26 protein-coding genes are annotated in these 24777 nt (G+C 63.9%); 13 read left to right on the top strand and 13 right to left on the bottom strand.

What is annotated here, in order from left to right; genetic code table 11:
* Nucleotide 1 precedes the first annotated feature (1 nt).
* The 3 genes from FA04_RS23030 to chrA all read left to right on the top strand — a co-directional run bounded on the left by FA04_RS23030 (nt 2) and on the right by chrA (nt 3277).
* Nucleotides 2-760, top strand: coding sequence for an alpha/beta hydrolase (locus FA04_RS23030; RefSeq protein WP_034799694.1), 759 nt, complete (start codon nt 2-4; stop codon nt 758-760).
* Between the two features lie 287 nt (nt 761-1047).
* Nucleotides 1048-1869: a chromate resistance protein ChrB domain-containing protein gene (locus tag FA04_RS23025; protein WP_034799692.1), complete on the top strand. Its 822-nt coding sequence runs from the start codon at nt 1048-1050 to the stop codon at nt 1867-1869.
* 1 nt (nt 1870) lies between these two features.
* On the top strand, nt 1871-3277 hold the full coding sequence (gene chrA / locus FA04_RS23020; protein ID WP_034799690.1) for a chromate efflux transporter: 1407 nt from the start codon (nt 1871-1873) through the stop codon (nt 3275-3277).
* Nucleotides 3278-3292: 15 nt separating this feature from the next.
* Here the strand turns inward: chrA and FA04_RS23015 are convergent, their stop codons facing one another.
* Nucleotides 3293-3487 carry a hypothetical protein gene (locus tag FA04_RS23015; RefSeq protein ID WP_034799687.1) on the bottom strand — a complete coding sequence of 65 codons (195 nt, stop codon included), beginning with the start codon at nt 3485-3487 and terminating at the stop codon, nt 3293-3295.
* A gap of 237 nt (nt 3488-3724) precedes the next feature.
* Here FA04_RS23015 and FA04_RS23010 point away from each other — a divergent pair, with 237 nt between their 5' ends.
* From FA04_RS23010 to FA04_RS22985, 6 genes are all read left to right on the top strand, one after another.
* Nucleotides 3725-4753, top strand: a complete 1029-nt coding sequence (locus FA04_RS23010) for an NAD(P)H-dependent flavin oxidoreductase (protein WP_034799685.1) — start codon at nt 3725-3727, stop codon at nt 4751-4753.
* Between the two features lie 107 nt (nt 4754-4860).
* Complete coding sequence (locus FA04_RS23005) at nt 4861-5793, top strand: LysR family transcriptional regulator (RefSeq protein ID WP_034799682.1); 933 nt, start codon at nt 4861-4863, stop codon at nt 5791-5793.
* A 143-nt stretch (nt 5794-5936) separates the two neighbouring features.
* Nucleotides 5937-6650 (top strand): SDR family NAD(P)-dependent oxidoreductase, encoded by a 714-nt coding sequence (locus FA04_RS23000; RefSeq protein ID WP_034799680.1) that lies wholly within the window; start codon nt 5937-5939, stop codon nt 6648-6650.
* Nucleotides 6651-6715: 65 nt separating this feature from the next.
* Entirely contained in the window at nt 6716-6955 is a 240-nt protein-coding gene (locus FA04_RS22995) for a tautomerase family protein (protein ID WP_034799678.1), read from the top strand.
* A 238-nt stretch (nt 6956-7193) separates the two neighbouring features.
* On the top strand, nt 7194-7934 hold the full coding sequence (locus FA04_RS22990) for a response regulator (RefSeq protein WP_034799675.1): 741 nt from the start codon (nt 7194-7196) through the stop codon (nt 7932-7934).
* Complete coding sequence (locus FA04_RS22985) at nt 7931-9259, top strand: sensor histidine kinase (protein WP_034799673.1); 1329 nt, start codon at nt 7931-7933, stop codon at nt 9257-9259. Before FA04_RS22990 ends, FA04_RS22985 begins: the two co-directional genes overlap by 4 nt.
* 188 nt (nt 9260-9447) lie before the next feature.
* On the opposite strand, the gene FA04_RS22980 is transcribed toward FA04_RS22985, so the two are convergent.
* The 10 genes from FA04_RS22980 to FA04_RS22935 all read right to left on the bottom strand — a co-directional run bounded on the left by FA04_RS22980 (nt 9448) and on the right by FA04_RS22935 (nt 19953).
* Nucleotides 9448-9864 carry an organic hydroperoxide resistance protein gene (locus FA04_RS22980; protein WP_034799671.1) on the bottom strand — a complete coding sequence of 139 codons (417 nt, stop codon included), beginning with the start codon at nt 9862-9864 and terminating at the stop codon, nt 9448-9450.
* Between the two features lie 306 nt (nt 9865-10170).
* The gene (locus FA04_RS22975) at nt 10171-11223 is read right to left on the bottom strand and encodes an alpha/beta fold hydrolase (protein WP_034799669.1); all 1053 of its coding nucleotides are present in this window, start codon (nt 11221-11223) and stop codon (nt 10171-10173) included.
* A 154-nt stretch (nt 11224-11377) separates the two neighbouring features.
* Nucleotides 11378-12319 carry a GlxA family transcriptional regulator gene (locus FA04_RS22970; RefSeq protein ID WP_034799667.1) on the bottom strand — a complete coding sequence of 314 codons (942 nt, stop codon included), beginning with the start codon at nt 12317-12319 and terminating at the stop codon, nt 11378-11380.
* Nucleotides 12320-12407: 88 nt separating this feature from the next.
* The gene (locus FA04_RS22965) at nt 12408-13046 is read right to left on the bottom strand and encodes a VOC family protein (RefSeq protein ID WP_034799665.1); all 639 of its coding nucleotides are present in this window, start codon (nt 13044-13046) and stop codon (nt 12408-12410) included.
* A 53-nt stretch (nt 13047-13099) separates the two neighbouring features.
* On the bottom strand, nt 13100-14428 hold the full coding sequence (locus tag FA04_RS22960) for an epoxide hydrolase family protein (protein ID WP_089043834.1): 1329 nt from the start codon (nt 14426-14428) through the stop codon (nt 13100-13102).
* A 97-nt stretch (nt 14429-14525) separates the two neighbouring features.
* Nucleotides 14526-15323 carry an SDR family NAD(P)-dependent oxidoreductase gene (locus FA04_RS22955; protein ID WP_034799661.1) on the bottom strand — a complete coding sequence of 266 codons (798 nt, stop codon included), beginning with the start codon at nt 15321-15323 and terminating at the stop codon, nt 14526-14528.
* Between the two features lie 344 nt (nt 15324-15667).
* On the bottom strand, nt 15668-16993 hold the full coding sequence (locus FA04_RS22950; RefSeq protein WP_051659501.1) for an acetamidase/formamidase family protein: 1326 nt from the start codon (nt 16991-16993) through the stop codon (nt 15668-15670).
* A 63-nt stretch (nt 16994-17056) separates the two neighbouring features.
* Nucleotides 17057-17251: a hypothetical protein gene (locus FA04_RS22945; protein WP_034799659.1), complete on the bottom strand. Its 195-nt coding sequence runs from the start codon at nt 17249-17251 to the stop codon at nt 17057-17059.
* A 182-nt stretch (nt 17252-17433) separates the two neighbouring features.
* Nucleotides 17434-18174, bottom strand: a complete 741-nt coding sequence (gene msrA, locus FA04_RS22940; RefSeq protein ID WP_034799657.1) for a peptide-methionine (S)-S-oxide reductase MsrA — start codon at nt 18172-18174, stop codon at nt 17434-17436.
* A 9-nt stretch (nt 18175-18183) separates the two neighbouring features.
* The gene (locus tag FA04_RS22935; protein WP_034799654.1) at nt 18184-19953 is read right to left on the bottom strand and encodes a cytochrome c biogenesis protein DipZ; all 1770 of its coding nucleotides are present in this window, start codon (nt 19951-19953) and stop codon (nt 18184-18186) included.
* Between the two features lie 226 nt (nt 19954-20179).
* Here FA04_RS22935 and FA04_RS22930 point away from each other — a divergent pair, with 226 nt between their 5' ends.
* Genes FA04_RS22930 through tsaA form a run of 4 tightly spaced genes read left to right on the top strand, consistent with a single transcriptional unit; the run spans nt 20180 to nt 23565 of the window.
* Nucleotides 20180-21217, top strand: coding sequence for an iron ABC transporter substrate-binding protein (locus FA04_RS22930; RefSeq protein WP_034799653.1), 1038 nt, complete (start codon nt 20180-20182; stop codon nt 21215-21217).
* Between the two features lie 23 nt (nt 21218-21240).
* Nucleotides 21241-22248, top strand: coding sequence for a FecCD family ABC transporter permease (locus tag FA04_RS22925; protein WP_034799652.1), 1008 nt, complete (start codon nt 21241-21243; stop codon nt 22246-22248).
* Nucleotides 22245-23069: an ABC transporter ATP-binding protein gene (locus FA04_RS22920; RefSeq protein WP_051659500.1), complete on the top strand. Its 825-nt coding sequence runs from the start codon at nt 22245-22247 to the stop codon at nt 23067-23069. The genes FA04_RS22925 and FA04_RS22920 overlap by 4 nt, the downstream gene beginning before the upstream one ends.
* Nucleotides 23044-23565 (top strand): tRNA (N6-threonylcarbamoyladenosine(37)-N6)-methyltransferase TrmO, encoded by a 522-nt coding sequence (gene tsaA, locus FA04_RS22915; protein ID WP_034799650.1) that lies wholly within the window; start codon nt 23044-23046, stop codon nt 23563-23565. Before FA04_RS22920 ends, tsaA begins: the two co-directional genes overlap by 26 nt.
* A gap of 58 nt (nt 23566-23623) precedes the next feature.
* On the opposite strand, the gene FA04_RS22910 is transcribed toward tsaA, so the two are convergent.
* Complete coding sequence (locus FA04_RS22910; RefSeq protein WP_034799649.1) at nt 23624-23830, bottom strand: TOBE domain-containing protein; 207 nt, start codon at nt 23828-23830, stop codon at nt 23624-23626.
* A gap of 163 nt (nt 23831-23993) precedes the next feature.
* Nucleotides 23994-24767 carry an exodeoxyribonuclease III gene (xth, locus tag FA04_RS22905; protein WP_034799648.1) on the bottom strand — a complete coding sequence of 258 codons (774 nt, stop codon included), beginning with the start codon at nt 24765-24767 and terminating at the stop codon, nt 23994-23996.
* Between the last annotated feature and the right edge of the window lie 10 nt (nt 24768-24777).

The raw sequence follows: 24777 nt of genomic DNA, 5'->3' as shown, positions 1-24777 counted from the left end.
CATGAACCACCGCATCCTCCCGACCATCGCGCTTGCCTTGGCGACAAGCGTCGTCGCTTTCGCAGCGCAAGCAGCCGAGATCAAGAACATCGTCATCGTTCACGGCGCTTTTGCCGACGGTTCCGGCTGGAGAGAAGCCTCCGAAATCCTCGGGCGCCGCGGCTTCAACGTGACCGTCGTCCAGGAGCCGCTGACGTCGCTCGGCGCGGACATCGAGGCGACGAACCGCATCCTCGATCTCCAGGATGGCCCGACCCTGCTCGTCGGCCACAGCTATGGCGGCATGGTCATCACCGAGGCCGGACACCATAGCAAGGTCGAAGGCCTGGTCTATGTGGCCGCCTTTCAGCCCGACAAGGGCGAAAACCTTGCAGCGCTCGCCGGATCGAAACCTGCGGCCGCCATGAGCGTGCGCGAAACCCCGGACGGCAAGTATCTCTATCTCGACCCAAAGGCGTTTCCGGCCGACTTCGCCGCCGATTTGCCTGCGGCGGAGGCGGCCTTTGCGGCGAAATCGCAGGTCCTTGCCGCCAAGGAGGTCTTCGCCGCCAAGGTCGGCGACCCCGCCTGGCGCACCAAGAAAAGCTGGTCGATCGTCGCGACCGATGACCGCGCCATCAACCCGGACCTGGAGAGAAGCATGGCCAAGCGCGCCGGCAGCCAGGTGACCGAAATCAAGGCCAGCCACGCTGTCTTTGCGTCGCAACCGGAGAAGGTTGCGGGCGTCATCGAGGCCGCAGCCAACGAGGCCGGCAAATAGCCCGAATGCCGTTCTCCGCGACCTGAGTGTGACCTTCGGCACTCAGGTCGCTTCCTTGACGGTAACTGAGATCTGCCGCCAAAGACCTGTAACAATCCTTCGGTAGTTTGCCTCGGATCACGCCTCAGTGCGAAGCGCTTTCGCCATGTCCCGTAAAGTCGCCGCCGAAGCGCGGCTTGACAGCGTGCGGCCAACGGCGGCAAACTTCGCGGATGGGGGTGCGATCACCCCATGAGGCGCCAGCCGAAGCATCGCGTCCATAGAACCGCTCATCCGGAGGACGCGTCATGTCGTCGTATCTCGAAATATCATCGGAAAAACTCGCTCGCCTCATCGGCACGCCGAACTGTCCCGCGCTGATCGACGTTCGCGTCGACGAGGACTTCGACGCCGATCCACGTCTCGTCCCGGGATCCGCCCGGCGCGACTATCGCACTGTGCAGGACTGGACACACGACGTCGACAAAGCGTCGGCGATCGTCATCTGCCAGCAGGGCAAGAAGCTCAGCCATGGCGTTGCCGCCTGGCTGCGCAATGCCGGCATCTCCGCCGATGTGCTCGAAGGCGGGTTCGAGGCGTGGGTCGAAGGCGGCAGCCCCGCCGTGCCGTCTTCGGCTCTACCGGAACGGAACGCCCAAGGGCACACGGTCTGGGTCACCCGGGCGCGGCCGAAGATCGACCGCATCGCCTGCCCCTGGCTGATCCGGCGCTTCGTCGATCCGCATGCCGTTTTCCTTTACGTAGCGCCGTCGGAAGTGGAGATGGTCGGCGAGCGCTTCCGGGCGACACCGTTCGACATCGACGCGCCCGTGCGCTGGAGCCACCGCGGCGAGCGCTGCACCTTCGACGTCATGGTCGAGGAATTCGGGCTTGCCACGGCCCCGTTGCTGCGGCTCGCCAGGATCGTGCGGGCTGCCGATACCGCCCGCCTGGAACTCGCGCCGGAGGCCTCTGGCCTGCTTGCTGCCTCGCTCGGGCTTTCGCGCATGTATGCGGACGATCTGGAACAGCTGGACGCCGGTATGCTGCTCTACGACGCCTTCTATCGCTGGTGCCGGGATGCTACCAACGAGACCCACAACTGGCCCTCGGCCAAGAAGGACGCCTGAGATGACCGACATTGCGGACAGGGCCGCGCCGGGACCGGCGCGGCAACGGGAAAGCCACGGCATCTCCTTCGGCGAAGCGGTCCGGGTCTGGGCGCGGATTGCGGCGCTGAGCTTCGGCGGGCCGGCTGGACAGATCGCCGTCATGCACCGCATCCTGGTCGATGAAAAGCGCTGGATCGGCGAACACCGTTTCCTGCACGCGCTCAACTACTGCATGCTTCTGCCGGGACCCGAGGCGCAACAGCTTGCCGTCTATATCGGCTGGCTCCTGCATCGCACCGCCGGCGGCCTTGTCGCCGGCATCCTCTTCGTGCTTCCGGGGTTCCTCGCGATCCTGGGCCTGAGCTACATCTACGCCGCCTTCGGCAATGTCACGGTCGTCGAGGGCCTTTTCTTCGGTCTGAAGGCCGCGGTGCTCGCGGTCGTCGTTCAGGCCGTCTTCCGCATCGGCGGGCGAGCACTGAAGAACAAGGTGATGATCGGCATTGCCGCAGCCGCCTTCATCGCCATCTTCGTTTTCCGGGTCCCCTTCCCGCTCATCATTCTTGCAGCCGGGGTGCTTGGCTACATCGGTGCACGTTCCGGCTCGGATTTCTTTCGCATCGGCGGAGGCCACAAGGCCAGCACGGGTCCGGTGCTCAAGGACGAAGACTCCGTGCTCGGCGACGAAATTCCCGCGCATGCGCGCCCGAACCTCGCCTGGTCGCTGCGGATCTCGGCGATCCTGCTTGCCCTGTGGCTGGTGCCGCTGGCGTTGCTCGTCGCCATTCTCGGCACGGGCAACGTCTTCAGCCAGATTGGCCTCTTCTTCAGCCAGATGGCGGTGGTCACCTTCGGTGGCGCCTATGCCGTACTTGCCTATGTCGCCCAAGAAGCGGTGCAGCACTACGGCTGGCTGAAGCCGGGCGAGATGCTTGACGGGCTCGGCATGGCCGAGACGACGCCTGGGCCGCTGATCATGGTCGTCCAGTTCGTCGGCTTCATGGGTGCCTATCGCGATCCCGGCACGCTTTCGCCCATGGCGGCTGCGACCCTCGGAGCGATGCTGACGACCTGGGTCACCTTCGTTCCCTGCTTTCTCTGGATCTTCCTGGGCGCGCCCTTCATCGAGCGGTTGCGCAACAACGTCGCGCTGACCGGCGCCATGTCGGCGATCACCGCCGCCGTCGTCGGGGTCATCCTCAACCTTGCGGTCTGGTTTGGCCTGCACACGCTGTTTGCCGAAGTCGCCCCCTGGACGCTCGGGCCGTTGGCGCTCGATATTCCGGTCCTAGGGTCGCTGGTGTTGCCGTCACTGCTGCTGACGCTCGCGGCCGGCGTGGCGATCTTCCGCTTCAATGTGTCGGTCATAACCACGCTGCTTGCCTGCGCGCTCGCCGGCATGGCCTGGACGCTGGCAACGAACTGAGGGCGGAGCCGGCGCTCAGTCGTCGTAGACAGATTGCGGCAGGTGAAATCCCTCCGGCAATTGCGATCCGTAGTGGCGCTCCTCCGGTAATGGCGGCGGAGGCTCGCGGTGCTTTATTGCGCAAGCCGCAAGCACGGCCTTCAGCTGCACGGGCCGGTAGTGTTCGACAAGGCTCGGAAGTGTCTCTTGCTTGTCCGTCTGTCGCGACATCGCGGGCTCCTTGGAAAGGTCTCTCGCCACCGAGCGACAGTGCCAGTCAACCGACTGTGTTGCAACAGTTGCCGCGCGATCGACGGTCCCGAGGGGGCCATCGCCTCCGCCATACCTGCCGCGAGCGACCCACAAGATATTCGGGTAAACTGTGGCGCCTGCCCTTGCGTCCGTAACCGCTCACCCTACCTCTGCAGCGCTGCCAGATGGCAGGCAACACGCAGCGAGGACACGACTATGCAGGGCACCCTTTCGAAACTCGGCCTGAGACATCCCCTGATCGTCGCGCCGATGGCCGGAGGTCCTTCGTCGCCGGCGCTCGTGGCAGCCTCTTCCGCCGCCGGCGCGCTCGGCTCGATCGGCGCGGCCTATTCGAGCCCGCCGGCGATCGTAGAGTTCGCCCAGGCCGTGCGTGCCCGGACAGATTGTCCCTTCGCCATAAACCTCTTCATCCAGCATCCGCAGCCGAAGATCGACGCCGCGGCGCTCGAGCGCGCCCGGCGCGCGACGGCGGGATACCGCGTCGAACTCGGCCTGCCCACGCCGGAATTTGCAGCGCCCTACGAAGAGGATTTCGACGCGCAGTTCGAGGCGGTGCTGCGGGCAAAGCCTGCGGCGCTGAGCTTCGTCTTTGGCGTTCTGCCCGCCGAGCACATGCGCGCTGCTCGTGACGCAGGAATGCTGATCATCGGCACGGCAACGACGCCCGAGGAAGCCCTGGCACTCGAAGAGAGCGGCGTCGATGCCATCACGCTGCAGGGATACGAGGCCGGCGGGCATCGAGGTATCTTCGACCCGTCCGCCGAGGACAGCGAAATCGGCCTTGAAGACCTGCTCGCCTGGAGCCTGGGAAAGGTCAAGGTACCGCTCATCGCCGCGGGGGGGATCATGACGGGTTCCGACATCCAAGCCGTTCTCGCAAAAGGCGCCAGCGCCGTGCAGATGGGTACGGCCTTCCTCAAGACCGCCGAAGCTGGGACGTCGGCCCCCTATCGCGCGGCGCTAGAGGGCACGGAGCGGAAGACGCGAACGACGCGGGCCTTTTCCGGCCGGTTTGCGCGCGGCGTCGAAAACCGTTTCATGAACGAGGTGGATGCCGCCGCCGTAATGCCCTTTCCGGCCCAGAACAAGTTCACGCGTGACATCAGAGCGGCGTCCACCGCGAAGGGGTCGCCAGACTTTCTGTCCTTGTGGTCGGGAACCGGCAAGGGCGAGCTTTGGCAGGGCTCCGCGTCCGATTTGATCGCTCGCCTCTTTCCGGCGTAGCCCAGAAGGGACAGCACTTTCCGGCGCAGTGCTGTCGGCCCTTTACTTCCGCCGTCTTGCAGACGAATTCTTGCTGATTGACGTCATCTCTTGCGAAAGTCGGCAGAATGGATCGTATCGATGCGATGAAGGTCTTCGTCACGGCGATTGACGAAGGCAGCCTTGCGGGTGCGGCCCGTCGGCTGAAGCGATCGCCAACGGCCGTCAGCCGCGCGCTGAACCTGCTCGAAGCCCATGTCGGTGTCGAACTGCTGCACCGGACGACCCGCTCGCTGAAACTCAGTGAAGCGGGCCAGCGCTATGCAGCCGCCTGCCGGCGGGTGCTGGTCGATCTCGAAGAGGCCGATATGCTCGCAGGCGGCGAGCGCGCGGCTCCGCGCGGCACGGTAACGATCTCTTCGCCGCCGATCCTCGGTGAAGAGATGCTGCGCCCGATCCTCGACGACTTCCTCAATCTCTACCCGGCGGTTTCGGCCAGGTTGCTGCTGCTCGACCGCTTCGTGAACCTTGTCGACGAAGGCGTCGATATCGCGCTGCGCATAGGGCTGCTCGCGGATTCTTCGCTGATCTCAACACGCATCGGCGGCGATATCAGGCGCGTCGTCGTCGCTTCCCCACGCTATCTCGCCAGTCATCCCCGCATCGACGAGCCGGCAGACCTCGCCAAGCACCAGATCGTCGCCTTCACCAATTTCGGCCTTGATTCCTGGACCTTTACGCCGGCCGAAGGTTCGCTGATCCCGCGCACGGTACAGTTCACGCCGCGCTACATCGTCAACAGCGTGCGCGCAGCGGTCGATTCCGCCGTTGCGGGCACCGGCCTTACCCGGCTCTACTCCTACCATGTCGCGCGCCATGTCCACGACGGACAGTTGAAGATCGTGCTGGCCGATGCCGAGCATCCGCCGATGCCGGTTCATCTTCTGGCACCGCAGGGCCGCATGTCGGTTCCCAAAGTTCGCGCCTTCGCGGATTTCGCCTTGCCGCGTCTCAGGACCGAGTTCGCACGCATGGCGATGGAAGCTGGCACGCTTGACTGATTATGCCGAATTTCGGTTGATTTACTGCCGATTGTCGTCAATTCTCGCACAGACCGGATGGGTCTAAATCTGATTGCACCAACGCCGAGGGCGAAGGGACGGGCTGCACGAACGCCCGTTGCAATCGAAGAAGGATCACATCCATGAGCAACGAACAGAAGGTCGCCATCATCACCGGTGCATCGCAAGGTATCGGCGCCGCCCTGGTGCAGGCCTACCGCGATCGCAACTACCGTGTCATCGCCACGTCGCGCTCGATTAGGGAGAGCGCGGATGCTGGCATCCTCGCCGTTGCAGGCGATATCGGAAATCCCGAGACCGCCGAGCGCGTCGTGCGCCAGGGCCTCGAACGGTTCGGCCGCATCGACACCCTGGTCAACAATGCCGGCGTCTTCACCGCCAAGCCGTTCACGGACTTCACCCAGGAAGACTACGACCTGAACATGAGCGTCAATGTCGCCGGCTTCTTCCATATTACCCAGCACGCCGCCCGCGAGATGCTGAAGCAGGGCTCCGGCCACATCGTCAGCATCACTACCAGCCTCGTCAACCAGCCGATCGCCGGCGTGCCCGCCGCGCTCGCCTCCATCACCAAGGGCGGCCTGAATTCGGTAACCCAGGCGCTCGCGATCGAATTCGCGACTTCAGGCGTTCGCGTCAACGCGGTTTCGCCCGGCATCATCAAGACGCCGATGCACGCGCCGGAAACGCATGCGGCGCTTTCGACACTTCACCCGGTCGGACGAATGGGCGAGATCCGCGATATCGTCGACGCCGTTCTCTACCTGGAGGGTGCCGGCTTCGTAACGGGCGAGATCCTGCATGTGGACGGCGGCCAGAACGCCGGACGCTGGTAGGCCAGTAACTCTCCAAACAAACGCGGCACCTTTGGGTGCCATCAAGTTCCAGAAAGGAGACGGCAATGCCGATCGTAACAGTTCAGGTGACCCGCGAGGGCACCACGCCGGAGCGTCAAACGGTGACGGCGGAGGAAAAGGCCGAGATCATCAAAGGCGTCAGCCAAGTGCTGCTCGACGTGCTCAACAAGCCGCTGGAATCGACCTATGTGGTCATCGAGGAAGTCGATCTCGACAATTGGGGCTGGGGCGGCCTGCCCACCGCCCAGTATCGCGCGCAGCTTGCTGCAAAAGCTAAAGCCTGACGCGATCAGCCACAGTTCCCACGACCCGCCGCTTGACAGCAAGCGGCGGGTTTCCTTTGTGAAATTGTGTCGAAATGTATCTGCAGGCGCTTGCATTACATTCGCATGCAAGTCTGGATGTTGCGAACACACCGACGACATATCCAGAGCGTCAACCAGACAGAGCAAGTGGCACAGCCCCCTCGCCCAGAAGCGGCGGCACCATGCGAAGACCAAACCGACTTGAGGAGTTTGCTCGATGGAGCATATCGACCATGTGCTGATTGTCGACGACGACCGAGAGATCCGGGAACTCGTGTCGAGCTACCTGAAGAAAAACGGCCTGCGCGCGACCGCGGTCGCCGACGGGCGACAGATGCGCAGCTTCCTCGAAGGCGATACCGTCGATCTGATCGTCCTCGACGTGATGATGCCGGGCGACGACGGGTTGGTGCTCAGCCGCGAGCTGCGCGCCGGCAAGCATAAAGCGATCCCGATCATCATGCTGACCGCCCGCTCGGACGAGATGGATCGCATTCTTGGGCTCGAAATGGGTGCCGACGATTATCTCTCTAAGCCATTCTCCGCGCGTGAACTGCTGGCCCGTATCAAGGCCGTGCTTCGGCGCGCGCGCATGCTGCCGCCCAACCTGCAGATTTCGGAGGCCGGGCAGTTGCTGCGCTTCGGCCGATGGAAGCTCGACACGACGGCGCGGCACCTGATCGATGCTGATGGCACCGTGATCGCGCTGAGCGGAGCGGAGTATCGGCTGCTGAAGGTGTTCATCGACCACCCCCAGCGCGTGCTCAACCGCGACCAGTTGCTCAATCTCACGCAAGGCCGCGAGGCCGATCTCTTCGACCGCTCGATCGACCTGCTCGTCAGCCGGGTCCGCCAGCGACTCGGCGACGACGCCCGCGAGCCGGCCTACATCAAGACGGTGCGCAGCGAAGGCTATGTCTTCTCGGTGCCGATCGAGATCGTGGAGGCGCGCGAATGACCGCGAACGCTGCTGAAAGAGGCTTTCGACTATGGCCGCGCACGCTCAGGGCGCGGCTCTTTGTTATTCTGCTGGCCGGCCTCGCCATCGCACATGTGATGTCGTTCACAGTTCTGTTCTTCGAGCGCTACATGTCAGCCAAGTCTGTCATGTTCAACACGCTCGAAAACGACATAGCGACCTCGATCGCAATCCTCGACCGCCTGCCCGCTAACGAGCGTGCCTCCTGGCTCAATCGCCTCAGCCGCGACAACTACGGCTTCATTCTCGGACCGGGCGTGCCCGGCAACGCGTCGGTCGATCCGGCCACCGCGGAGCTCTCCGCCAACATCCAGCGCGCGACCGGCCCGAAATATCCGGTCACCATCGAGACGATCCCCGGCAATCGCCGCCACGTGCAGGCGCATCTGACATTGAGCGACGGCTCGCCGCTGACGATCGACGTCTATCCCAAGGGGGTAATGCCGCTCGCCGATTGGCTGCCTTACGTGCTGCTGGCGCAACTCGCGCTCCTGCTTTTCTGCAGCTGGTTTGCCATGCGCCAGGCCGTCCGCCCGCTCGTCAACCTTGCCGCAGCCGCCGACACGCTCGACCCGAACCGCAACACGCCGCGGCTCAGTGAAACCGGCCCGACGGAGGTCGCCTATGCGGCAACCGCGTTCAATGCCATGCGCGACCGCATCGCCCAATATCTCGAAGAGCGTGTCCAGATCCTGGCAGCCATTTCCCACGACCTGCAGACGCCGATCACCCGCATGAAGCTGCGCGCGGAAATGGCCGAGGATTTCGCCGATCGGGAGAAGCTGATCCAAGACCTCGGCCAGATCGAGAGCCTTGTGAAGGAGGGGGTTGCCTATGCCCGCAGCGCCCACGGTAATGTCGAGAAATCGACGCGCGTCGATCTCGCCTCATTTATCGAAAGCCTCGTCTACGATTATCAGGACACCGGCAAGTCCGTCAGCGCCAGCGATATCGATGGCGGCACGATCGCGACCCGGCCGCAGGCGCTCAGGCGCATTCTCACCAACCTCGTCGACAACGCGCTCAAATTCGCAGGCAGCGCCGAGATCGAGGCACGGCGGCTTGCTGACGATACGGTGGTTATCAGCGTGCTCGACCGCGGGCCGGGCATCCCGGATGATCAACTGGGCGCCGTTTTGAAACCCTTCGTCCGGCTGGAGGATTCCCGCAATCGCGAGACCGGCGGGACCGGCCTTGGTCTCGCCATCGCCCAGCAGTTGGCAGTCTCCATCAACGCGTCTCTGACCTTGCGCAATCGTGACGGCGGCGGCCTTTTGGGCGAGCTGGTGATCCGCCCTCAGTAGAGAGGAGTTTCATAAAACGCCGTATAATGCGATATAAAACAATCGCATATATTATTTTCCTAATGTCACGATTGAGATCAAAAGCTCAAGAAGAATAGGCTTGCCGGGCTCGGCCACGCCCATGGCCGATGCAAAAGAGCGGCGACCCTGATGGTCGCCGCTCCGGAGGTGACAAGAGGTAGTGCTGATCAGACGAGATTGATCGTCACGTCAATGTTCCCCCGGGTCGCCTTGGAATAGGGGCAGGTCTGGTGCGCGGCATCGACGAGCCGACGCGCGACGTCGGCGTCGATCCCCGGTAGGCTGACATTCAGCCGTGCCTTCAGGAAGTAGCCGCCGTCGCGGTTCAGCAGATCCACTTCGGCATCAACGGCGACGTCGGCGGGAAGCGCGACCTTCGACTGGCCGGCCGCCAGACCGATCGCGCCGATGAAACACGCGGACCAACCGGCGGCAAAAAGTTGCTCCGGGTTCGTCCCCGGCCGGGAACTGCCGGGCGTGGAAAGCTTGGTGTCCAGGCGTCCGTCGTCGCTGCGGGCAGCGCCGTCGCGGCCGCCGGTCGTGTGGGTCTTGCCGGTGTAGAGTACCTTTTCAGCTGCGCTCATGGTGTTTTCCTTTCGACAGGTTTGCCGTCCGGGCCCGATTGCCCTGCGACTGTCGAGACGCATCTGGCGCCTTTAAGATGTATCGGATGTTTCACCGACGCCCGAAAATGTATGGAAACCTGCCCAGGTGCCGGCGCCGATACACGCTGATACGAAGTCCATCCGAAAGTGGTTGTCGCCCATTGCGCCACACCAGCATGACGCGGCGCCGCATCCGGCGGGCCCTGTCTCCAATCACCGCGCACAAAAAAACGCGGGGCCGGCGAACCGGATCCCCGCGCCTCCACGCAATCTGCGGGAGAAAAACTAGAAACGATCGACGGCGACAATTGCCTCGGCAAAAGCGAGCGGCGCCTCCTGCGGCAGGTTATGGCCGATGCCGCCGGCAAGCAGCCGATGCTCGTATCTGCCGGAAAAACGCTTGGCGTAGGCGGCGGGATCGGGATGCGGCGCGCCATTGGCGTCGCCCTCAAGCGTGATGGTCGGGACGGTAATGGTAGGGAACTGCGCCAGCCGCTTTTCGAGGTCGTCGTACTGTGCTTCCCCCTCGGCCAGGCTGAGCCGCCAACGGTAGTTGTGGATCGAGATATCGACATGATCGGGGTTTTCAAGCGCCTCGGCACTCCTGTCGAAAGTGGCGTCGTCGAAGTTCCACTTGGGCGAGGCAAGCTTCCAGATCAGCCGGGCGAATTCCTTTCGGTTCTGCTTGTAGCCCTCATAGCCCCGCTCGGTGGCGAAGTAGAACTGGTACCACCAGGCAAGCTCGCCCTGCGGCGAAAGTGGCTTCCTGTTCACCTCCTGGCTGCCGATGAGATAGCCGCTGACGGAGACCAGCGCCTTGCAGCGCTCGGGCCACAGGGCCGCGATGATGTTGGCGGTTCGCGCACCCCAGTCGCAGCCGCCGATGACCGCCTTCTCGATCTTGAGCGCGTCCATCAGGGCAATGATATCCGTTGCGATCACAGCCTGCTGGCCGTTCCTTGGAGTCTCGGCGGACAGGAACCGAGTCGTGCCATAGCCGCGCAGATAGGGAACGATGACGCGATAGCCGGCATTGGCGAGCACCGGCGCCACGTCCACATAGGTGTGAACGTCATAGGGCCAGCCGTGCAGCAGGATCACGGCAGGAGCATCGCTGGCGCCAAGTTCGGCGTAGCCGACGTTGAGCACGCCCGCATCGATCTGCTTGAGGACGGGGAAGGACTTGTTCGTGCCCGGGGCGACGGCGGGTAGGCGCGGCGCCTCACCGGCTCCCGCTTGCGCTCTGACCGCGCCAGCCGATGCGAACTGCGTTGCCGCCAGCGAGAGTGCGATTGCGCCGATGAAACGACGGCGCGGGTGGTTGATTTCGTCCGACATTGACTACCCTCCGGGGAACTGAACTGGCATCACGAATGGAGTGCTGGTGTATCTGGGGCGTGTGCTTGGCGGCGTCCTATTGAAAGCACGTGTAGAAACCGCAGGGGCTGGATACACGGCGATACAATCGCATTTTCAAGGCAGGTTATTACCGTCAGGCAACGCCTTCGCGCGCATTGCGTCGGATCGTCTGGGGCGGCTGCCCGAGCGTGCGCAGGAAGGCCCGGCGCATGCGGTCGCTATCGGAAAAACCGGTCTGCTCGGCAATCACGTCCATCGAGTGACGCCCCTGCTCCATCAAGAGCCGCGCGGCTTCCACCCGCAGATGCTCGACCGCTTTTGCCGGCGACTGGCCGGTCTCCGAACGGAAGGCGCGACTGAACTGGCGCGCACTTAAGCCCGCGGCGTCCGCGAGTTCGTCTACCGAGAGGACGTTTCGCAGGTTGGCCTTGGCGTAATTGACCGACTTCTGAATGCGGTCCGACTTCGGATCGAGTTCCAGCAGGGCGGAAAACTGCGACTGGCCGCCGGCGCGCCGGTGATAGACGACGAGCTTGCGTGCCACCTGACGGGCGACATCCTCGCCATGGTCCTTCTCGATCATCGCCAGCGCCAGATCAATGCTTGCCGTCATGCCGGCCGAGGTCCACACGCTGCCATCGACGATGAAGATACGATCCTCCTCGACCTTGACCTCGGGAAATCGCTCGCGCAGTTGACGGGCGAACACCCAATGGGTCGTGGCGCGACGACCGTCGAGCAGTCCGGACTCGGCGAGGATGAAGGCGCCTGTGCAAGGGGCTGCCACCCGGCGCGAGACCTCCAAGGCATGGCGCGCGAAGGCGGCGAGTCCCGGCGTTACCGGCTCGATCACGGTGCCCGCGCCGAACATGACGGTGTCATAGACCGCGTCGTCGAAGGCCTTCGTGAGCACGCCGAAGCCGGCGGACGCCTTGATCTCGCCGCCGGCCTCCGACAGCAATTCGATCGCATAGGCTGGTTCGCCAAGCGTCAGGTTGGCGATCTCGAAGGCGGTGACCGCCGCGAACCCCATGAGCTGAAATCCCGGAAAGACGACGTAGCCGATCCTGTGCATCTCACACCACCCCTGTCCGACTCTGTCTGGAATGGCCGCTTATAGCAGATTTACGCCATGGAGGAAACGCGACGGTCATGGCCGGCGCTCATTCGGGAAGCGGCTTGCCCGCATGTTCGGCCACCATGTAGGCCGCATACCAATCCGGCCAGTTATGGTCGTGCTCACCACCGTTGCGCTTCTCGTGCTCGCCATGGGCGGCGGCAGCGCGACGCAGGGCCCCCGCAAGGTCACCGACGGAAGCAAAGTCCGTCACCTCGGTATCCACACGCCCGGGCAGACGTTCGGTCACCTCTTGCAGCAGCCAGCCGTTGCCGTCGGGGTCGCTGAAGGTGGCATAGGAGCGGTAGCTGCGGCGCGCGGGATCGCGTCCGCTGATCGCTGGCTTTCCGGGGCCCTCGCGGTGGAAGATGTCGCTGACCTCGGCGCCCCGTTCGACGAGTTCCGCACGCGCGGCTTCGATATCCGAAACGACCAGATAGAGGCCGCTCGCCGAACCGGGCGTAGCCGAGGTCAGCCCGGTGCCGAAGTGGATCGATGCCGGCGAGCCCGGGGGAGTGAACTGCACAACGCGAAACGCATCGCCGACGGGAAAGTCGGCATCGAGCCGCCAACCGAGGCGACCGTAGAAATTTTTGGCGCGATCGACATCCGCGACCGGAATGACGGCGACCTCGAACTTCAGATCGACCGATGGTGCTCTGTTGTTGCCATCTGCACCTGTCATGACACTTCTCCTTTGTTGCGACGGTGGGGCGCGCTTTCGCACGCCTCTTCCTGTCAGCTCGGTTGACGCAGTGACTTGAATGAAGCCCTCAACTCGTCGACTAGGGCTTGCGGCTGTTCCCAGGCTGCAAAGTGCCCGCCCTTGGCGAGACGATTATAATGGATGAGCTTGGGGAATGCCTTCTCCGCCCAGGATTTTGGTGCCTGATAAAGCTCGTCCGGGAAGGCGCTGACGGCCACCGGGATCTGCACGCCCTTCGGCTGGAAGAAGGCAAGCTTGTTTTCCCAATAGAGCCGTGCCGACGACACGGCGGTATTGGTCAGCCAGTAGAGCGTGACATTGTCGAGCACGTCATCGCGCGTCAGCCCTTCCGGCTTGCCATCGAAGACGCGGGCGATCAACTCGTAGCTGCGGGCATCGTGGTCGAGCATCCAGCTCGCAAGCCCGATCGGCGAATCCTCAATCGCATAAAGCGTTTGCGGACGTTTGCTCATCTCCTGCGCATAGGACAGCCCGTTCCGGTAGAAGAAGTCGAGCTGCTCATAGGCGCGGCGCTCGTCGGCCGAAAGGTTCGCTGGTGCCGGCTGGCCGGCATCGAGGCTCTTCTGGATCTCGTCAGGCACGGTCGCCGGCATGTTGGTGTGGATCCCGAGCAAGCCCGCCGGCTGCTGCAGCGCCATCTGCTCGGTAACAGCGTCGCCCCAGTCGCCACCCTGCGCGACGTAATGGGAATAGCCGAGACGCTGCATCAGCACTGCCCAGGCGCGCGCGATCCGGACAGGGTCCCAGCCGCGCTCCGTCGGTTTGCCGGAGAAGCCGTAGCCGGGAAGCGAGGGGATGACCACGTCGAAAGCATCGGCTTCCGTGCCTCCATGCGCGTTCGGATTGGTCAGGGGATCGATGATCTTCAACTGCTCGATGATCGAGCCCGGCCAGCCGTGGGTGACGATGAGTGGCATCGCGTTCTTATGCTTGGAGCGCACGTGAATGAAGTGGATGTCAACGCCGTCGATGTTGGTCACGAACTGCGGCAGGTCGTTGAGTGTCTTCTCCACGCGGCGCCAATCGTAGTTTGTTGCCCAATAGTCGGCGAGCTTCTGCATGGTGGCAAGCCGCACGCCCTGGGTGCCGTCCGCCACCAGTTCGCGATCCGGCCACTTGGTCGCCGCGATGCGCTGCTTGAGGTCGGCAAGTGCGGCATCACTGGCGTGGAATTGGAAAGGGCGGATGGATTCGTCCGTGGCCGGTTTGGCAGCCGACGTGATTTGGACGTCGCCGCCGGCGGAGACGCCCGCCGCTTGAGCGGCGAGCGGAGGAAGCAGGATCGCGATCGCGCCCGACAATGCCAAGGCGGCCAGTCGGCGGTTTTGGACAATGGGCATGGAACGTCTGAACATCATCATTCTCCTGGTTCGATTGGCGAGGCGAGGAACCGCCTCGAAAGTCCGGGTTGGGAGGTTGCCGGAAGGTGAGCGGGCGCTAGCTCCCGATACGGTAGCGAGCGGCCGGCGTTTTCCTGGAAAGGTTCGGCATCAGCTTCTGCCGTGCGGCCTCATAGGCTGCCCAGTCAGCGGCATCCGGCAGCGCTGGGATAGTGATCACTTCGCCCTCGTCGAGGCCGGCAAGTGCCGCGTCCACCATGTCCTCGGCGCGCATGACGATCTCGCTCGGCACGTGTTCGATGGGGGTGCCGGCAATGCCCCAGAAATCGGTGGCGGTCGCACCCGGCAACACGGCCTGGATGCGGATATTCTTCTCGGCAAGTTCCTTTTGCAACGACAGGGTGAAGGCCAGGACGAAGGCCTTGGTGCCGCCATAGACGCCGTTCAGAACTTCCGGCGCCACGCCGACGATCGAGGCGATGTTGATGATCGTGCCAGTGCTGCGCGCCGCAAATCCGGGTGCCACCGCATAGGTCAGCCGCGTCAGCGCGCTGACGTTGAGCGTGATCATCTCGTCCATCTTGTCGACATCGGAGGCGAGCAGCGGCGCCGTCGCGCCGACCCCGGCATTGTTGACCAGCATCGTGATGCTCGCATCGCTTTCGAGGATCTTCTCGACCCGCCTGACATCATCCCTGTTGCCGAGGTCCGCGGCGACGACTTCGATGGCGCGGCCGGTTTCGTCCGCCAGCCGGCGGGCTAGATCGTCGAGGCGTACGCGGTTGCGCGCGACGAGAATGAGGTCATATCCGCGATGTGCCAGGCGGTCAGCATAGATCGCGCCGATACCGGACGAAGCACCGGTGATCAGTGCAGTGCCTTTTGATTTGCTCATTTCAAGCTCCTTTGCTTGGGTTGGAGCCTCGATGGTACGGCCGAAAGATCGCGTCTCAAATGTCGTAATTCCGTCTTTTCAGGACATAGCCCGCCTGGGCGGACGCGAACCAAATTTCGCCGTGACCATGCGTGTGCTGTGTATCCGCGATGTGTTCGGAAGCGGCGTCTGTGTATCGCAATGTTTGAACGGCCGCGGACGGCGGCAAACCGATACGAAATGCCCTGGGATTTCTGCCGCTGCGCCTTAGCGTCAGAAAGCGAAACGGGGCCGACATGACGTCGGCCCCGCTATCGTCTGCAAGCAACTCCTTGAAAATACAGGTCCTTGAAAATACAGGAGGCTCAGAGATTGTAGAGACTGCGCGCGAACGCGCCGATGCCCTTTGCGTCGAGCAGGTTGAGCGGGGCACGAAACGTTACCCGCGCCACGCCCGGATGGCGGCCGATCTCGATTGCACCTGCGATCGTTGCCCGGTTCATCACTTCGGGAACGCTGAGACCGAGCAGGTCCGCCGCCCGCTCCAGCCCGTTCGTGGTCGCATCGTTGAGGTTCGCGCCCGTGCCGATGAAGGTGACCGGGGCGTCAGCTTCGACCTCTCGGACACCGTGCTTGCGGGCAAGTGCCGCCACCCGCGTTCGTTCCGCCTCGTCAAGCGGACGTGCAAGGAACGGTACATCTTCCAGCACCGGCAGAAGGATCGGCCCGTCGATATTGAGCCCCTTGATGACATGGACCTCCAGCGTCACCGTGCCGGCGACGTCGCAGGTATGGCCGGCAATTTCGCCGTCGCCCTGCAGGGCATGCATGTCCCCCATATAGATGCCACCACCCGGTACCTTGACCGGGCAGATCAGGATCGCGCCTTCCCGCACGGTATTCACGTCCATGTGGCCGTCAGTCTTATGCTGGACGAGTTCGTCCGCGGTCAGGGAATAAGCATGTGGTGCGTCGGTCAGAAACTGGCCGAAATCGCCGGCATTGTGCGAGTCCGGCATCGCCTTCGACGGCGTCGTGCCCAATTGGCCGAGGAATGGCCGAAGCCTTGTGGCAACACCGATGACGTCCGCTGGCGCGAAGGTCAGGATCGGATGCTGGATCGAGCCGTCCGGCAGGGCCAGCAGCCGTTCCGCATCCGTGGCAAAGGTCTCGGCAGTCGCTTTGCCGACGGTCAGCCCCACCTGGCGCTCATCGTCGAAGGCGATCGTGTAGCCGTTGGTGAAGATAAAGGGCGTCGCGTCCGCGCCGCACTTCTCGCAGCGGATCGCAGTCTGGCCGGTGCCCTCCACGCGCGTGCGCGGCCATTCCGTGCCGCAGCCCGGGCAAACGGCCGCGCAGAAGGGATCACCGTTGAAGCGACCAGCCACCACCTCGTCGTTGCCCGAGGCCGTCGCCGCGGACGTGACGATCAGCGATCGGATCCGAATGGCAACGGCGTCGCCGACTTCAGCGCCCGCGACCGCCACAGGGCGCGTCACCTCATGTCCGCCGCGGATCTCCGGCGTGATCATCGGCCCCCAACATCCGGGCGCCGTGTTCGCGATGATGACACCGCCATCGGCGACAGGCCCCAGCATCGGCTCGGCGGGGTCGAGTATCCCGTTGGTCAACTCGTTGACAAATACTGTCCGAGCCCCGGTCGTCTGGCGCTCTCTCGTTTTCTCCAGCATGTCACTTTCCTCCAGGTTGATTGGCATCAAAGGTTCGGGCCGCCCGTCTCGGCGGTACTATCGTCAGTCGAAGAACGGATCGGCAAGCTCCTCGTGCGGCGCCCCTTGCAGCAATCCTGCTCCCTTCTCAGCAACCGTTGCGGATCCGGATCCGGAGACGAGTGCGGCAAGAAGCGAGGGTTCTCTCGGGTCGCTATCCCAGGCGCATGGTGCCGCCGCGAGCGCGGCGATGGCGAAAACTGTCGCGAAGATACGCATGATGGCTCCTTCCGTTATTGATGTCAGCAGCGGCGTTTCGTCGCCGAAGGCTCGAAACGTGCTCGCGGCCAGAGTGTCTCTTGGACGTATCGCGGGTGCGTGCAGCAGGCCGCGAAACTGTATCCTTGTGTAAAGGCCCGAACCGGCGCGCCCCTTCGGGAGGCCTCACGGCACCTCGTCAGCTAAGAAGCGCTGTCTGACACAAGCACCGGCTTCTGCCGATAGAGGCCCGGAAACAGACGATGCAGCGCGCCGATCTTCGGTTTCTCGTAGATGACCACATAGGGCTGGCCGGGATTGTTGTAGACGTAATCCTGGTGATACGCCTCGGCCGGGTAAAAGGTCTTGCCGTCCTCGATGGTCGTCGCAATCGGGCGGCTGAAAACGCCGCTCGCATCCAGTTGCGCGATATAGTCGGTGGCAACCTTCGCCTGCTTTTCATCGCGCGGAAAAATCGCCGATCGATATTGCGGTCCGCTATCGGGTCCCTGCCCACCAAGCTGCGTCGGATCATGAGCGACGGAGAAGTAGATCTCGAGCAGCTTGCCGTAGCTCACCTGCTTCGGGTCGAACGTGATCTCCACCGCTTCGGCATGCCCTGTGGCGCCGGTCTCCGTCTTTTCGTAGGTCGCCGTCGCGGCGCTGCCGCCCGCGTATCCTGACGTGACACTCGCGACGCCGGCCACGTGCTGGAACACCGCCTGCACGCCCCAGAAGCAACCGCCGGCAAAGACCGCCGTCTGGCGGCCGTCCGTCGGCGCGATATCGTGGAGCGCCATCGGCACAGGCTTGGTCTCCTGTGCCGCCGACGGCGGCCCGTTGAGAACGAAGATCAATCCGCCACCGACCATGGTTGCGGCGACGAGAAGGCGTCGCGTGAAGGCGGACCAGGTGCGCCCGCGCCGTTTTTCATTGTCGCTCATGGCAAACTCTCATCCAAAGGTGAAAACGAAGGCTTCTGCGCCGGGTGCGAGAAAGCGGATCTCGAAGGTCCGCTCCCGGGCTGCTCCGGACTGGCGGACGAGTTGATAAAGGCGGGTCGCCGTAACGGTACCTTTGCCGGCCGCATCGATATCCGCGCCATGGTCCGCGCCCGGCGCCACCCCATCGATGGTTATCTGAAACGGGACCGGCCTGCCGCCGGCGCCAGGGCCGAGCACCAGGTGCAGGTCCCGCGCGCGGAACCGGTAGGTGATGCCGCCGCCGGCCTCGTTGAGGCGTGCCTCTTCGGCGCCGACCGTCCAGTTGCCGGTCAGCCCCCATTCATTGAGCCCCGGGTTGCCGACCGTGTACCGCGCGGACGTATTGGCCGAGACGCCCTCGGGCGAGACGAAGTTTGCGGCACGCGCATAACCGACATAGGTCTCGCCGGATCCGAGGCGTGCCAGGTCCGGCGAGGCCTCGGCACCCCCAGCATTCGGCTTCACCAGATCGTCTTCGGCCTTCTTCTTGCCGGCGGCTTCCGCCAGCAGATCCTGGATCACCCGCTCGGACCCTTCATAGTCGCCCTCGCCGAAATGGGTGTAGCGGATCTGCCCCTCTGCATCGATGAAGTAGTGGGCCGGCCAGTAGCTGTTGGAGAAGGCGCGCCAGATGGCGAAGTTGTTGTCGATCGCCACCGGATAGGTGATCTTGAAATCGCGCACCGCCTTCTCGACGTTGCCGATCTGCTTTTCGAAGGCGAATTCGGGGGCGTGCACGCCAATGACGACCAAACCTTGGTCCCGGTACTTCTCCGCCCAGGCCCGAACGTAAGGGATGGTGCGGATGCAGTTGATGCAGGAATAGGTCCAGAAATCGACGAGAATGACCTTGCCGCGAAGCTCGGCCGGCGTCAGCGGCTTCGAATTCAGCCACTGAACCGCGCCGTCGAGCGACGGAAATTGCCCTTCCACCGGAAGGTCGCTGCGATAGGCCGCCTGTCGCGTATCCTTTGCGGCAAGGGTCATGCGGGTGCTTGCGACGTCCACGGGCGAAGCACCGCTGCGCAGGCGATCGAGGATCGACTGTTCGACGCCCGACGTGCTGGCATAGGAAAGCTGCGCCAAAAGACCGGTGTCGAGCCCCAGTGCGATCGCGCCAACACCGGCGAGCACCGCGACGCCGAGACCCTGGCGGATGCGGTCGCCAAGGCCGAGGAAGCGCTTCATCGCCGCGAATACTCTGGCACCGGCCAGGACGGCGAGCGCCAGCGAGGTCGCAGCACCGGCCGCATAGGCCACAAGCAGCAGCGTGGTCTGCGCATTCGCGCCGTTCAGCGCCGCCCCGGTCAGCACCAGACCGAGCACCGGTCCGGCGCAGGGCGCCCAGAGCAATCCGGTCGCAACGCCAAGGAGGATCGAGCCGCCGATGCTGCCCTTCTCCCCGGTCGCAGCCTTTCTCGACAATCGGTTGCCGAGTTCCACGAGCGGACCGGTCACAAAGGCGGCAGCCCGCGTCGAGAGCAGCGTCACGCCGAAGACTGCGAGCATCGCGATCGCCGCGTAGCGGCCATAGGCGTTCGCCTGCACCGCCCAGTTGCCGCCTAGGGCTGCAAGCGAGGCGATACCCGCAAAGGTCACGATCTTGGCGAGCAGCATCGGAAGAATGCTGGTGGAAAAGGGTTGGCCGGCGCGGGCAAACACGAATGGCAGCACCGGCAGGATGCACGGGCTGACGATCGTCAGCACGCCGGCAAGATAGGCTACAACAAAGAGGATCATCACCGTCTCTCCGCATGGGATCAATGCCCGAGGCACAGATCGCTTGTCACGTGCGGCAGAGGACCATCGCGACGTATCGCGGATGTTTCCGACAGGAGCGGATTTGTATCTCAGTGCATCAGGGTGGCTCCCCAAACATCGCAAATCGCGCAATCAATATATTCCATGAAATATAACGACATGCCATAGTGCGGCCTGACCGATCCCTCTCGCTATCGTGGCCTTCATGTTGAAATCTCTTGCGATAATCTTCTCAGCCGTGCTCGGCCTTGCCTCAGGCGCCGCCGAGGCGCGTACGATCACCGATGCCGCAGGGCGGACGGTTGAGGTTCCCGATACCATCACCCGCGTCCTTGCTGCCGGCCCGCCGGCCTCGGTGCTCACCTATGTTCTGGCGCCGGACAAGCTCGCCGGCTGGGTGCGCGAGCCGACGGAGGAGCAAAAGGCGTACCTGCTACCGTCGGTCCGCGACCTGCCGACCTATGGCCAACTCACGGGCAAGGGCGGCAGCGCCAACGTCGAGGCGGTGCTTGCCGCCAAGCCGGACATCATCCTCGACGTTGGAACCGTCAACGACACCTACCGCTCGCTGGCCGACAAGGTGCAGGCGCAGACCGGCATTCCCTACGTGCTGATCGATGGACGCTTCGCTGATAGCGGCAAGACGCTGCGCGACGTCGGCGCGCTGCTTGGCGCGGCCGCACGCGCCGAAACGCTCGCAACCTATGCCGACCAGCGGATCAAGGATCTGAACGACAGTCTCGCCATGATACCGGCCGATCAAAGGCCGCGCGTCTATTATGGCCGCGGCCCGGAAGGGCTGGAAACGGGGCTTTCCGGCTCGATCAATGTCGAGATCCTGGAAGCCGTCGGCGCCGAAAACGTCGCGGCGGCAGCCGGCAAGGGCAGCCTGACCCAGGTGTCGCTCGAACAGATTCTCTCCTGGAACCCGGACGTCATCATCGCGGCAAGCGGAAAGTTCGCAGCCTCGGCAAAGAAGGACCCGCTCTGGGCCGACGTGAAGGCAATCACGACCGGTCGAGTCTTCACCGCGCCGTCCCTGCCTTACGGCTGGTTCGATTCGCCGCCTGCGATCAACCGAGTGATCGGCGTCGTCTGGCTGCAGAAGCTGTTTTATCCCGACCGCTTCAAGGGGGACCTGAAGGCTGAGACCCGCGATTTCTACAAGCTGTTCTACCAGGTCGACCTGACGGACGAACAAGTGGCCACGCTCCTGAAGGGGGCGGTGCCGGCTTCGAAATGAACCGGAGGCAGGAAACATCGGGCATGCTGGCCGACGGGCGCAAGGGCAATCTCTGGCTCCTCGTCGGCCCCCTCCTCCTGCTCGCCCTGGTGTCGATGTCGGTCGGCAAATATGCCGGCCCGTCGGAGATCGCCGGGGCGCTGCACGCGGCCCTATCGGGACAGCCGAGCGACCCCGTTCTTTCAACCGTGCTCTGGAACGTGCGGCTGCCTCGGGTGGCGGGTGCGATCCTGATCGGCGCAGCACTTGCCGCAGCCGGCGCCACCTATCAGGGGCTTTTCCGCAATCCCCTCGTCTCGCCGGATATCCTTGGCGTTTCCGGCGGTGCCAGTCTCGGCGCCGTCATCGGCATCTTTCTGTCGCTGCCGGTCCTGGCAATCCAGGCGATCAGCTTCGCAGGCGGGCTGCTCGCCGTCGCCGCAGTCTATGCCGTCGGCATGGCAATCCGCGGACGCGATCCGGCCCTGACGCTCGTTCTGGCAGGGATCGCCATCGGCGCTCTCGTCGGTGCCGGCATATCGCTGATCAAGATCCTCGCCGATCCCTATGACCAGTTGCCGGCGATCACCTATTGGCTGCTCGGCAGCCTCACTGCGATCACGCGTCTCGACGTCGTTTCGATCCTGCCGTCGCTTTTGATCGGGCTGGTGCCGCTGGTGCTTTTTCGCTGGCGCATGAACCTGATGACGCTCGGCGACGAGGAAGCCCAGACCTTGGGCGTCGACACGCGTCTTACCCGCGCATTGCTGATCGCGGCGGCAACGCTGATCACTGCGGCGGCCGTCTCCGTCAGCGGCGTCATCGGCTGGATCGGCCTCGTCATCCCGCACATTGCGCGCATGCTGGTCGGCCCGGACTTCCGCCGCCTGCTGCCGGCCTCGATGATATCTGGTGCTGCCTATCTGCTTGTTGTCGACATGCTGGCGCGCAGCATTGCGCTCATCGAAGTGCCGCTCGGCATCCTGACCGCTGCCGTTGGCGCGCCCTTCTTCCTGTGGCTGCTCGCCTCCGGCCGGAGGGCCTGGCTATGACGCTGGACATCAAGAATCTCGCCTTCGGCTATGGCGGACGCACGGTAGGCGAGAATGCCTCCCTGTCGCTTGAGTCCGGCGAGGTTCTGGCCCTGCTTGGCCCCAACGGCGCCGGCAAGACGACGCTGTTCAAGACCGTCCTCGGTCTCCTGCCGGTCAAGGCCGGCGATATTATCCTGGACGGTCGACCGCTTTCCGCCTGGTCGCGGCGCGAACGCGCCAGGCAGATCGCCTATGTTCCGCAGGCGCATGCGGCACTTTTCCCGTTTACAGTGCTGGAGGTGGTGTTGATGGGGCGAGCCCCTCACCTCGCGCCGTTCTCATCGCCTGGCGCTCGCGACCGTCGGATTGCCATGGAAGCGCTTGGCGGCCTCGGCATGGCCCACCTTGCCATGCGCCCCTATACCGAGATCAGCGGTGGCGAACGCCAGATGGCGTTGATCGCCCGCGCACTGACGCAGGAACCCGCCATCCTCGTCATGGACGAGCCGACCGCCAATCTCGACTATGGCAACCAGATGCGGGTGCTTTCGCATGTCCGAGCGCTGGCGGCACGCGGGCTTTCGGTCGTGCTTTCGACGCACAATCCGGATCACGCCTTCCTGGTCGCGGACCGCGTCGCCCTTCTCCACGCCTCGAAACTCAGCGCGCTCGGCTTACCCAAGGACGTGTTGACGCCCGCCTCTCTCAAACAACTCTACGACATCGATGTGGTGATCGGCTCGATCGACGGCAGCGACGCCCGTCTCTGTGCGCCGCGCCTCACCACCCCCTCTATAAGGAAAGGAACTGACCATGGTCCGCCAGAACGAAATCCGTGAGAACGAGGTGGCCGTGGTACCGCCCGCGGCAACCGACGCCGGTCTCGTCTTTATCGGCCGCATTTCCACGCCCTGGACCTCGCGCATGGAAACCCCTCGCCAGGGTCGGCATGACGGCCCGGTCTGCCGTATCGAAATCTTCGAACCCTGGGTCCTGGCGCTGAAAGGCGTGGAGGCGTTCGAGCGGCTGGAAATCCTCTACTGGCTCGACCGTTCGCGGCGCGATCTGGTGTTGCAAAGCCCAGCCAGCAACGGCGAAGTGCACGGAACATTTTCACTGCGCTCGCCGGTTCGGCCGAACCCGATCGGCACCTCGATCGTCAAGCTCGAAGCCGTGGAAGGCTCGAGCCTTCTCGTGCGCGGCCTTGATTGCCTCGACGGTACGCCACTCATCGATCTGAAGCCCGACCGGACGCTGTTCAAGCCGATTGCGCCGCCGCAACGCGGCGACTTCGAGACCGGCGACGGCAAAGCGCATTACTGCCAGAAGGCGTGATCCGGTCGCGATTTGGCAGGGCGCGACGGTCGATCCACGCGCCCTTGCCGCAAGCGTATCAGTCGATGCCGACCATGACATCCGAGGCCTTGATGACCGCATAGGCTTCGCCACCGACCTTCAGGCCAAGTTCGTCGACCGACTCGTTGGTGATCGCTGCAGTCACGATCGAGCCGCCGACGTCGATCCGGACATGGGCGGTGGTGGCGCCCTTGATGACTTCGACAATCTTGCCCTTGAGGCGGTTGCGCGCGCTGATTTTCATGCGGTTCTCCTTCGTGTTGACCAGGCTGAATGTCGCGGTCACCGCATTCAGCCGCTAGGCCGGACGGGGTTTACCCCGGATCGCGGCTGCGAATAGCGGCGTTCGAGGCGAAACAGTATCACCGTCGCGCATGGACGTGCAGTCTCCCCGCAGCATTGTCAGGTCAATCGCGGAGCGTGATCCACACCGGCGCATGATCGCTCGCACCCTCCATGCCACGAACCTCCCGGTCGATGCCGGCACCGGTAAGCTTGCGAGAAAGCTTGCGGCTGAGCAGCATATGATCGAGCCGAAGCCCCGCGTTGCGCTGCCAACGGTTCCGGCGATAGTCCCAGAAGGTGAAAAGCTGGTCCTTCGGGTGGATCTTGCGCAGCGCATCGAGCCAGCCCTGGTCGAGAAGTTCGCCGAATGCGGCGCGGCTTTCGGGCTGGACCAGCGCATTGTCGTCGTAGGAGGTTGTCGGGTAAATGTCGCGCGGCTCCGGAACTATGTTGTAGTCGCCGGCAAGCACGACAGGCAGATCTAGGGCGAAGAGTTCGGCGGCATGTTTGGCCAGACGCTCGTGCCAGGCAAGCTTGTAGACGAACTTGGGGCCTGGCTGTGGGTTGCCGTTGGGCGCGTAGAGACAGGCGACCAGGATGCCGCTGACGGCAGCCTCGATATAGCGCGCCTCGGCATCCGACGGGTCGCCGTCGAGCCCGACACGGGTCAGCACCGGCTCGCTGTCTCGGGCGAGGATCGCGACACCGTTCCACGCGGATTGTCCCTGCCGCACGGCGCCGTAGCCGGCCGCTTCGATCGCCGAGCGCGGGAACTGCCGATCGGGCGCCTTCAACTCTTGCAGACAGACGATGTCCGGCTCCGCCTCGCCCAGCCAGGCGATCAGGTTGTCGAGCCGCCTGTTGATGCCGTTGATATTGAAGGTGGCGATCTTCATTCCGGCGATC

Origin of the sequence: Ensifer adhaerens, from assembly GCF_000697965.2 — a bacterium.
GTDB classification, from domain to species: Bacteria; Pseudomonadota; Alphaproteobacteria; order Rhizobiales; family Rhizobiaceae; genus Ensifer; species Ensifer adhaerens.
Note: the sequence above shows the minus strand (reverse complement) of the source record. Positions and strands in the feature narration are given on the sequence as shown.